The sequence below is a fragment of the Acidisphaera sp. S103 genome (assembly GCF_009765975.1).
Taxonomy (GTDB): domain Bacteria; phylum Pseudomonadota; class Alphaproteobacteria; order Acetobacterales; family Acetobacteraceae; genus Rhodopila.
Map to the genome: position 1 here is coordinate 45769 of NZ_LMUJ01000059.1, position 11668 is coordinate 57436.

5 protein-coding genes are annotated in these 11668 nt (G+C 62.7%); 2 read left to right on the forward strand and 3 right to left on the reverse strand.

Annotated features, from left to right (window positions below; translation table 11 throughout):
* From GSQ89_RS18550 to GSQ89_RS18560, 3 genes are all read right to left on the reverse strand, one after another.
* Nucleotides 1-3362 (reverse strand): filamentous hemagglutinin N-terminal domain-containing protein (locus GSQ89_RS18550; protein ID WP_158927924.1); only part of this gene is annotated, 3362 nt, incomplete at its 3' end.
* Between the two features lie 51 nt (nt 3363-3413).
* A complete protein-coding gene (locus GSQ89_RS18555; RefSeq protein WP_371734274.1) occupies nt 3414-5099 on the reverse strand; it encodes a ShlB/FhaC/HecB family hemolysin secretion/activation protein in 1686 nt (561 codons plus the stop codon).
* A 324-nt stretch (nt 5100-5423) separates the two neighbouring features.
* On the reverse strand, nt 5424-6590 hold the full coding sequence (locus tag GSQ89_RS18560) for a hypothetical protein (protein ID WP_158927928.1): 1167 nt from the start codon (nt 6588-6590) through the stop codon (nt 5424-5426).
* Nucleotides 6591-7107: 517 nt separating this feature from the next.
* Here GSQ89_RS18560 and GSQ89_RS18565 point away from each other — a divergent pair.
* Nucleotides 7108-8922, forward strand: a complete 1815-nt coding sequence (locus tag GSQ89_RS18565) for a ShlB/FhaC/HecB family hemolysin secretion/activation protein (protein ID WP_158927930.1) — start codon at nt 7108-7110, stop codon at nt 8920-8922.
* A 51-nt stretch (nt 8923-8973) separates the two neighbouring features.
* On the forward strand, nt 8974-11668 hold a 2695-nt coding region (locus GSQ89_RS18570), incomplete at its 3' end, for a filamentous hemagglutinin N-terminal domain-containing protein (protein ID WP_158927932.1).

Consider the following 11668-nt stretch of genomic DNA (forward strand, 5'->3'; position numbering starts at 1 on the left):
ATCGTGCTGGCCGCGGTGCCCTCGGTCATCGTATCGGCGACGAGCGAAATGGGGCCGCTTGTGGCGGTCAAAGCGGCGCCCATCGTATTGGCACCGAACTGCAAGCCACCCCCGGGGGCATCGACCTCGAAGAACAATTGATTCGCACTTTGGGTGCCGGTCAGCACGAGGTTCCTCTCGTCCACCAGGCTCAGGCTGCCCGCGTTCACCGTGATGCCGGTGCTGGCACCGATCTGATTGCTGGGGCCAGTCAGATCGACATTGCCCGCACCGGTGGTCGTCAGGGTCAACGTGCGGGCGCTGATCGCACCACCGGACTGGCTGATCGACCCCGCGGAGACCAGGTTGAGCACGTTGCTGGCGCTGACATTGCCCGCCAGCGTCAGGCCGCCGGTCTTGGTGATCAGTTCCAGCGTGCTCGCCGCCCCGGTATCACTGACCGCGCCCGCGACGGTCAGCGCCTCGTTGTCCGTCAACGCGAAGCCGGCCGTAGTGGAGAATGCACCCAGCGTGCCCACGAGATTGGTCGCCTGCGTCAGGCTGGCGGACGTCGCCGCGGTGCCGGTCAAAGTCCCGATGTCGATCAAACCGCCGGTTTGAACAATCGAACCGGCTGAAACCAGATCGAGCCCATTCGTCGCGCTGACGGTGCCCGCCAAGGTCAGGTTGCCGGTCCTGGTGGTCAGCGCCAGCGTACTGGCCGCCCCGGTGTCGCTGACCGCGCCGTCCACCAGCAGCGCCTCATTGTCCGTCAGGGCGAAGCCCGCCCCGGTCGAGACCGCGCCCAATGTGCCCACAAGATTGGTCGGTCGCGTCAGGCTTGCCGAGGCAACGGCACTGCCGGTCAGGAACGCCGCGCGGATCGAGCCACCGGCCTGGACGATCGAACCGGCTGAAACCAGATCGAGCACATTCGTCGCGCTGACATTGCCGGCCAGGGTCAGGTTGCCGGTCCCAGTGGTCAGCGCCAACGTACTGGACGCCCCCGTATCCGTCACAGGTCCGGTCACCGACAGCGCTTCGTTGTCAGTCAGCGCGAAGCCCGCGCCGGTTGTGAACACGCCCAGGGTGCCCACAAGATTGGCTGGCTGGGTCAGGCTCGCCGACGTCACCGCGCGACCAGTCAACGTACCGGCAAGCACATTCCCGCCGCTCTGCCCGATTGAGCCCTGGTTGGCGATCAGCGTCGTCGTGCCCGAGCCGCCGTCACTAACCACGCCGGCCAAGTTCAAATTCCCGGACGTCAGGCTGACATCGATCGGCCCTGCCCCCGACGGCGCGATCATCCCGCTAACCAGCAGTGTGCCCGTATCCTGGATTGTCGCCGACGTACCGGCTGTCAGTGTGCCAACATTCAGCGATATTCCGTCCGTCAGGCTGAATCCGCCCGAGGTGACCGCCACCGAACCAATGTTCGCGATTGCGTTCGCTGTTCCCGCCAACGCGACCGAACCGGCCAGGATACCGCCGCTGATTAAAGTGCCAGCGGAAATCACTCCACCCGCCGCCTGCGTGACCCCACCGCCCATCGTGGAAAGCGACAGCGTGGACAGCGGCGCGGCGCTACTGCCAATCGCCGCATCCGCGAGTTGAATCCCTGTGCCGGCCTGCATCGTTACGCTGCTTCCGCTGGGTCCCTGCAGACTGGTGACGCCCAGCGCGCCAAGCTGCGCAGCGTCTATCAGGCCGGCGTCGACGCCGGACGTTCCGCCAAGCGTGATGGCACCGGCGCTGCCCGTGAGCGAAATGGCGCCGGCATTGATCGTGAAGCCCCGGTCGATCGTCAGATCGTTGCCGGCGGTCGCCGTCAGGGTGTTGCCCCCCAGATTCAGCGTGTTCGCGCCCGTCGTGCCCGAGGCGAAGAACAGGTCGTGCGCGGCACTCAGCGTGATGTTCGCCGCCAGGGCCGCAAGTTCTGTCGGGCTGACCCATGACACTGTTCCACTGTTGACGACGACACTGGACCCTGGCGACAGGACCGGTGTCGCCGACGATGGCATCGCATCCGAAACATATAAGTCCGAGGGATCGATCAGCAGGGCACCGGTCTTGCCCAGCGGGGCCGATGCATCGACCAATCCGGTCAGCGACAGGACACCGCCCGATAGTTCGACAAAGCCGCCATCACCGCCTTGGGGTCCACCCTTCGTGTCGACCGCTCCGGCGATCGTTGTCCGGTCGGTAGACAGCACGGTCAACCGGCCGCCATTCCCTTTCGCCGTGGCGTTGGCGGCGATCGTCGCGCCAGCCGCCACGGTGACCGTTTTGGCGGTCTTCTGTCCGGTGACCGACGGTCCACCCTTCGCCCGCTTCAGTGTCGTGCCGATGGCAACGACGCCACCGCCCGCCGGACCGGAGGCACTGACCCGCGCGGTCGAAGCCAACCGCACGGCGCCTGTCGTGTTCACCACCACCGAACCACCCGTGGTGCTCGGTGCATGACCATCCGCCGTCAGGGCGCCGGTGACCTCGACATCGCCACCGGCCCCCGTGACCACCACGCGTCCCGTTCGGCCACCTGCGCTGTTCGCGGAGATCTTGCCGCCCGCGTCGACCAGCGTCTGCACGACCCCATCCACGGCCTGTGCGGTCAGTAGGACCGTCCCACCCGATGCACTGATCGCGCCGGTGTTCGTCACCAACGCCTGCCTGCCATCGGGGGCCGTGGCGACCTGCTTCGTGACGTTGATGGACACCATCCCATCGCCGTACAGGTCGAGCGTTTCCGCCTCCGCGCCAGCCAGGACCACTTTGCCAAGCTTGGCTCTGATCACCCCCGAATTCACCACTTGAGGTGCCACCAGCGCCGCGAGACCCTGGTTCTTGATCGTGATCGTGCCGCGGTTTTCAATCTTCGCGCCAGGATTGGCGGCCTGATCGAAGACCATCTTGCCGGCCATGAAATTCTTGTTGGTGATGCCGGCGGCCGAGACCACTAGGCCAGCCGTGTTGATCTGCGCGCTGCCATCAAACAACAGCCCGGCCTGATTGACGATCATCACGGTACCGTTGGACGTGATCCGCCCGGCGATCTGCGACGGGTTGGGACCGACCACGCGGTTCAAGGTCACCGAACTGGACGAAGGGTCGACATACTGCACGGTTTGCGAACGGCCAACATTGTAGGACTGCCAGTCGACCGCCGCCCGCGCGGTCGTCTGCGTGACCGTGGTGGTGTTCGCGGTCTGCGTGATAGACGCCTGACCCGCAACCACCTGGCCACCCATTGGATGCGCATTGGGGGAAAGTTGGGCGCGCGCTGTCCGCTGCGCCATCGCCAGCACCGCGACCATGGCCACTGCCTGCAAGGCCGTCGAGGACAGCAGGCCGCGACGGCTGCACCCGCGAACGATTTCAGCCATTACCGTTTCTCTACGAAGAGCGAATGCATCATTCTTACCCGCACACCCTGGTCAAAACCGCTGCAACACCTGCCAATAGAACGCAGCAGCGTTCAATGGCGACACATCCGGCCCCTGTCCGTTGGGGAATAGGCTGATCCTGTATACGCCTTCGAGATCGATCTCGGTGGAATGCGCGATGAACAGGCGAACGCCCGTCCCTGCCGATCGAAGTGTCACGTCTGACTCAAGTGGTGTATTCTGCCACGCCGCGCCCCAGCCGTAGAACAGATAGAATTGCGATTTGATTTCAAAAGGCATCTTATTGGACAACGGAAGCGGGGTATTTAATTGCAATTCCGCCGATATCGTTACGGCCTTATCGCCACTGACCTGGCCGTAATAGTACCCTCGATTGAAGGTCGGGCCACCAAGATAGAATTTCTCAGATGGTGGCAGCAATTCAGTGGCATACTGGCCGCTGATGGCACCGGCAAACGCAATGGTCGCATCCGCATAGGGATGAAACAACGTTTGCGTCCGCGAGAATTCGCCGCTGATCTTGGTGAAATCGATCTTTTCGCCGACCCGCGCCGGTGGTGTCGTGGTGTCGCCATTGGGCAACGCGCCAAAGAGGGTCAGCCCCTGCGTGAGTTTCGCGCTCAACGCATTCAGGCCGCTGCGTTCCGGACCCAGGATCGTATCCAAAAACGCGTAGTCCGCGCCGAACCGCAGCATGCGCAGGCTGTCGAAACTGCTGCGCACCGAAGTGCCGCCGAGTCCCAGATCGTTCTGTATATCGCTTTCAGTGGCGTCGAAAGCCGCCGTCAGATTCAGGCTTTCCGTACGTGCCCGCACCAGCGGATACGAAATCTGACCACCGAAAACCCGCGTCACCCCGTCATAACCGATAATGGCAAGCGCCCCGGACGGCGTTGAATTCCCGATACCGCCGTAAAGCTTCAGCTTCAGGCCGGAGCCGCCGAGGTACATCTCCTCGGAGAGTTGCCCGAAGATGTTGGTGCCATCGAATGCACCAAACATGGAAAGTTGGGTTCGCTCACCGAATTCGGTCAGGCTGTCGATGTTGAAGACGCCCAGCCCCTCCTCGGGACCGGCCAGGTTGAACGCCCGGTTATCGGCCGAAACGTATCCACTCGCCACGCGCCTGGAAACCTGGGCAACCAGGGTCAGCGCACCGGGGTCTCCAAGCGAGGGATTGAGCACCGAGCGAACCGTCAGCCCTGGGATATCCTGCGCCAACAACAGCCATCGTTCGAGTTCGGTCGTCTTTAGCGGAATTTCCCCGACCAGATGATTGAGGAAGCGTAGTACCTGGAGGCCCGCTGGCCCGATATCGCCATCAAGTTTGACAGCCGCGACATACCCTTCCACCACCTGAAATCGCAGCTCGGTTCCATGGATGATCGCCCGGACCGTTGTGTAGACGTATCCCTGGCTCCGGTAGAGATCGACCAGCGCACGCCGGGACGCCTCGATCTGGCCTTCCGGCACCGCGGGGCCGGTCAGGCGACCGGTCAGCGCCGAAACGGCGGCTGGCGAAAACGCCGTTACGCCGTCGACAACGAGAATGGCGATCGGATGTGTTGCCCCGGTGGATGTTTCCGCCGGTGCGGATGGCGGCGGCGGCCGGGACAGGCCGGGCGCCAAATTCGGCACTTCAGGTGCCGCGAGACCCGGAAGCGGTGAGCCCTGCGGCGGCACAGGCAAACGGGCCGGCACCTGGGCATGTGCCACGCCCGCGCACAATGAGCCGGCCAAAGCAAGGCCTGCCAATTTGGCCGGTCCAACCTGGCTAAGGCACCAAAAACGCAACCACCTTGCTCCTCACCCCATCGCCCCGCGAGACGATGTGCTAACGACAAGGATCAGCTTAGCAGGATTGATGCGGTTGTGATATTACGTTGTGAGATCATCCGATACGAATTATTGCCGCTGTCGAGGCCCGGCACCCACGCAACCATTTCCACATGTTACAGTTCGGTCGGGATCGTCGCGACAAAAAACCGCACGCTGATCCGCTTGGTTGTCAAACAGCAATACCGTCGGCGTGAAACAGTGCTATCCCGCGTGTTCAGCGAAGGTCTGCAGCAACTCCCTGGACCATGTCTTGGTTGGATATATTTCCGAAACGCGTAGCGGAAGCGGCCTCGTGGACTTACTTGAAAAGACGTCTTTCTTCTTCGGGGGCACAACAATCTTGGAAAACACGTTCCCTTTGTGCTGGAACGGTTCAGCCTTCACGAGACTTCCTTTCACCTGAAAGGAAACGTTGTTATGTTGCTTGACCTTGGCGATATCGGACTTCTTGTGGAAATGGACAGTGCTGACCATCATCGATTCCTGCAGGTACAGTGACCAATGACGCCCGAAGCGGATCCCGAAGACGCAGCCGAACGAACTGCCGATATCGATGGCAAATGGCTTGGAGCCGGGCGATGCCTGGGATAGCCAGGCCAGGTATTTGCTCGCCAAAGCGCTGTCTTGCGGTCTGGTGAACATGTAATCGTCCCGGTTAGCCTCCCCCTTGATCGCCGATGCACCATATCCTGTACCGGTATTGGCCATTTGATCACGCCAGAACTGCGGAGCACCGCGACCGAGGTTTCCGGTGATCCCAGCGTGGAAAATCGTCGGATTCGTCGCTTCGCCTTTCGCGAAAACGGAGCAACCGTTGATCCCGGCGGTAAAGAAGAAGCGCGGATATTCATCGTCATCGGGGTCGACGAGATTGGATGGCACAGGCGGAATGGTAATTTCCATGATCCGCAATGAGAACCAGGGCAACCAGTAGATGGGAATGCGATCGTCGTTCGGCGTGTCACGCATGGTTTTCAAATCCAGCGTCACCGTGTTCGGGAAATCCGGTTTCGTGTGAGGCTTCAGCCGCATAAATCGCTTCAACGATTTCACGCTGTTCCGAACGACGTCACCGCCGGTCGAGGAACCCTGCCCACCAGAAAGAATTTCCCCTGCCAGCGGCGTGACACGCGCGAGCTCCGCGCCAAAACTCTCGTCGTTATCGGGCGGACTGCAGGAATGCTTGCGGATGAACAGCAATGGGTTGGCAAGGAATTCGGCGTTCAGCGGCGAGACCGGCATCGGTGGCTGGGCAGTCCGCGGTGGCACCGGAGGCGCCTGATTTCGCGGCGGCACTGCGGGCGCCTGAGTCGGAATCCAACCGCCCCCCGGGCCCCTCTTCCAATTGCCTGAGTTGGTACCGCTCACGTTAGCACTCTCCCCGCATCGTACATCCGGTAGTCGATATTTCAGCTCTCTCGCCGTGCGGTGGGCACACACGCGCGACTGCAATCTCCACCCCAGTGAACTCAATCTTCGGTTGTAGGAAAACCATAGTGATCGCCTGAACCCGCCCAATTTTCTTGCAAGAGTATTGTATCGCCGACTTCGTGGGAACCCGAAAAACCCCCTTGCGAAGCAGTTCGCCACAACGTGCCACAGAAGCGACGACAATCACGTTCCAGTGATCCAATCGTATCCGTCGTCGCCCGGCGGCGGGGTTGATATATGATATACGCAACGACTGGTTTAATGTGGTAAGATGGCCAGCAGCCGGTGCGCACACGCGAGCCAAACTATCCAGTGCTGTTCCAGTAGGCTATTTATTTCCCCTGGCCACCGGAACCGGCATGGACGGATCGATACACAGCCGCTATCGATATATCTGCGATAAGTTTGGATATCCGTTCCGAGGTTAAATTCACAGGCTGCGGAGACAGGCGGAATGGTAAAGCCTCAGGGGGAAACCCCGCCGTTCAGCGGGCAATCGACGAACGACAGGCATGACGTGCCCGGAACCCTGCGCGCAATCCGTTTCACGCTCGTTGCGCTGGCCGTGATGTGCACCGTCGCGCCAGCGATGGCACAGGCGCCGCCGGTCTTGCGGCAAGTGCCTGAAGGCTCGCCCCTGCCGCGCCTGTTGCCGCCGGCGCCGCCATCGACCACGCCCGGATCGGCATTACCGGTGCTGCCGCCGCCCTCCAGCGAGGTGCCCAACCGCGACGTGCTTGTGACCGATGTTTCGGTAGACGGCGTCACGGCATTCCCATCGGCCGATATCACTGGTTTCACCCGTGACGTCACCGGGCCGGCAGTGCCGCTGACGAAGATCGATGCGGCGCGACAGGCGATCCTGCAACGCTATCGTTCCACGGGATACATCCTTAGTTCTGTCGCCGCGAAGCTGGACTCCGCCGGTCATCTGCGCTTCATCGTCACCGAAGGCCGAATCGCCAGTGTCAAACTGGACGGCGACATCGGCCCGGCGGGCGTTCAGGTGTTGCGCTTCCTGAACCAGTTGACCGAGGTGCAGCCGATCACCGCGTCGACGCTGGAGCGTTACCTGCTGCTGGCCCAGGACGTTCCTGGGATCACGCTGCGCGCGGTCCTGCAGCCCTCCACCGACGACCCCGGCGCGCTCAATCTTGTTGCACAGGTAACCCGAAAAGCGGTCTCCGGCCTGATCAGTTTTGACAACCGGGCGTTCTCACAGACCGGGCCGAACGAAGGGCTGGGCGTGCTGGACCTCAACAGCTTCACCCAACTCGGCGAGAAGACCGAGCTCAGTTTCTATCACGCTTTCCCGAACAGCGAGAATTTCGGCCAGGTCGCCGAGGAGATGTTCCTCGGCGGTTCAGGGCTGAAGCTGAGGCTGTATGCCGGCTATGGAGGCTCCCAGCCGACCGGTGGCAGCGGCAACCCGCTCGCGGTGCTGAACTATAACGGCACGACCACGGTTCTGGGCAGCATGCTGAGTTATCCGATCATCCGCTCACGCCAGCAGACACTGAATATCTACGGCGCGTTGGACGCCCTGGAATCGAATGTCCACACCGGCCAGCCGCAGACCCTCACCAGCTACGATTCGCTGCGGGTGCTGCGCCTTGGCGAAGAGTACGCGATGTCGGATCTCTGGTTCGGCAATGACCGGCCGGCGGCAAACGCCCTGTCCGTACGGCTGTCCAAGGGCCTGCAGATATTGGGGGCGGAAGCCAACGGTCTCGCAGCCAATGCCGCGCGCGCCAACGAAAACAGCGATTTCTTCAAGATCAATTTCGAGGCCACCCGCACCCAGACCCTGTTCAGGCCGTGGCAGGGCGCCAGCGTCGCCCTGATGGGACTGCTGATCGGTCAATGGAGTTCGGATATACTGCCCCCGGCGGAGCAATTCTACCTCGGCGGCTCGCAATTCACCCGCGGGTATTATTCCGGCCAGGTCGCCGGCGACAAGGCTTTGGCAGCGACCGCAGAACTGCAACTGAATACCACGTTGAACCTGTCCGCCGTCAAACTGGCACCCGATGTCGCAACGCAGTTCTATCTGTTTTACGATTGGGGCGAAACGTGGCAGAACCAGTCAACGGATTTCGCGACGATGGTCAATTCGGCAGGCGGTGGCGCTCGGGTTCAGGCGACGCGCAACGTCGAAGTGGATTTTGAAACCGTGGGACGTTTCAATCGCTATCCGAACGGATCGGGTGCCAACGTCTCGGCGCTGAACGGTATCGGCCTGTACTGGCGCGTGCTTGGACATTTCTGAGATGGCGAGGCGGATCGCAACGATCGCGGTCCGGACAGCGGGGGATTAACGATGGCTAAGCCGCGGCGTGACCCGAATCCGAAACACCTGACCGTCGTGCGACACCGGCGGCCGGCATTGCTGCTGAGCACCGCGCTGTGCGCGACCGTTTCGGTAGTGATTTCGCTCCCCGCCGCGGCCCAACCCGCGCCGAACGCGCGTCCCACGGGTGGGGTCGTCGTCGGCGGCAACGCTTCGATCAGCCAGAGCGCCAATCAGACCACGATCGATCAGACCAGCCAGCGCGGGGCCGTCAACTGGCAAAGCTTCAATGTCGGCAGCCAGCAGAGCGTGCAGTTCAACCAACCGTCGTCCAGCGCGATCACGCTGAACCGCGTCGTGGGGCCTAACCCGTCGGAGATCGCCGGCCGCATAGACGCCAACGGCCAGATCGTGATCCAGAACCAGTCGGGCGTCACGTTCTACAAGGGTTCGCAGGTCAACACCGCCGGGCTGATGGTGTCCGCGACAACCAGCAGCGACACCGCGACCAAGGCCTTCCTGAACGGCGGCAAGCTGGTGATGGACCAGGCCGCCAATTCGAACGCGGCGGTGATCAATCAAGGCCATATCACCGTAAAGCAGGCGGGGTTGGCAGCACTCGTGGCGCCACAAGTGGTCAACTCCGGTGTCATCACCGCAAGGTTGGGGCATGTCGAGTTGGCGGGCGCCAGCAAGGCGACGCTCGATCTCTACGGCGACGGCATGCTGTCGCTCGACGTCACCGGCGAAGTGACCAAGCTGCCGAACGGCGCCACGGCCCTGGTAACCAACAGCGGTGTGATCGCCGCGGATGGCGGTTCGGTTCGGCTGACGGCGCGCGCCGCCGATGGCCTGGTGACGACCCTGGTGAATGCCGGCGGCAAAATTCAGGCAAACAGTGTCGGCAGCCGCGCCGGCACCGTGACGCTGGACGGTATCGGCGGCGCGATCACCGTGGTCGGCCAGTTGGACGCGATGGGTGTCGCAGCCGGCACGAAAGGCGGCAGTATCGAGGTCAACACGAACGGCAACGTCACGGTAGCATCCGGCGCTCGGATCGATGCCTCCGGCCAGACTGGTGGCGGCCTGGTGGCGATCGGCACGACGTTGAAGCGAGCCGCCGGCGGACCGGGCGTTACCGCAAAGCGCACCGCGGCCAACGTGACCGTGCAGGCGGGCGCGACGATCGCGGCCAATGCCCTCGGGAAGGGGGATGGCGGTCGGGTCACTGTCCTGTCCACCACATCCACCAACATGGCCGGCACCATCGCCGCCATGGGGGGCCCGCAAGGCGGCGATGGCGGGTTCGTCGAAGTGTCCGGCAACCAGGGATTTTCGTTGACCGGATCGATCAACGTTTCCGCACCGATCGGCATGCCCGGAACGATCCTGCTCGACCCCTTCGACCTGACGGTGATCAGTACCGAAGGCCAGGGCACCGAGGACAACAATTTCCAGACCAACAACGGCACGGTCCTGGCCAGCGACGGCCTGACCAACACGCCGGATACGATCGAAAATTTCGTAATCGAAAGTTTCACTGGAAACGTAGAGCTGCAGGCAGTCCACAACCTGGAGGTCAGCGCGTCGATCTTCCTGGGCGGCACCATTCCCGGCAGCACCCTGACGCTGCGGGCCGGCAACAACCTCACAATCGACAGCGGCGTCTTCATCAATACCAATAACGGCAATGTTCTGTTCACCGCGGGCGACAAGACCATCAGGGGCTTCACCGCCGCCGGCAGCCTGACGTTCAACGGTTCGCTGAACACCGGCACCGCCAGCGTGACAATGTCGGCCGGCACCGGCGGGATCGCCCTCACCGGCACCGTCAATGCCGGCCTGCTCGATTTGACCACCACCGGCGGCGGCGTCATTCAGACCGGTGGCGCGATCGATGTGGCGACGCTGCAAAGCAGCGGCAACGTGATCGGCGACGTCGACCTGCCCGGTGTCGCCTCCCCGCTGACCACGATCGGCAACTTCACGGTCAATAACGGCGGTTTCAGCATGGTCAACACGGGCAGCATCGGCGTCGCCGGCGCGTTGTCCGCCTCTGGCAACGTCTCGCTGCAAACGGCAGCTCCCGGTGGCGTGTCCACCAGCGGCGTGGGCGGCATCACCTCGAGCACCAGCGGGCTGATCGAGATCATCGCCGACGCCGACAACTTCGCGGGAAGCGGAAAGCTGACGGCCACAACGGTCGAACTGGCGCCGAGTACCGACGGCAACACCGTCACCCTCGGTGGACCCGGAGGCCTTTCGCTGACGCAGGCTACGCTGGCGCAGATCAGCGCGCAGACCTTGCGCATCGGCGCATCCGGTACCGCTCCCAACCTTGTCACGACCGCAGGCTCCATCAACGTGACCGGTTCGGTCAATCTGGCCGGCATCGCCACGACCCTGGACTTGCAGTCCACCGGCGGTGTCACCGAATCCGGCGTCGGCTCCCTCAACAACATCGGCACCCTGACGGGACACACAGGCCCGGTCTCGCTTGCCGTCGGCAACGACAGCGGCATCGGCACCATCGGCAGCTACACCGTCGTTTCGCCTCTCGGCCCCGTCGTGGTTCCCGGCGATTTCACCATGCAGAACGTCAGCAACACCGGCATTTCCGGCCCGCTGACCGCCAACAACGTCACCATCACCGAGACCGGCTCCACGACGATGAATGTGACCGGGACGATCGCCGCGGCCGGCACAACCAGCCTCAACGCTGGCA

Excerpts from the sequence above, each read along its gene's own strand:
- GSQ89_RS18565 (WP_158927930.1), top strand. The coding sequence starts at position 7,108 with ATGGTAAAGCCTCAGGGGGAAACCCCGCCGTTCAGCGGGCAATCGACG.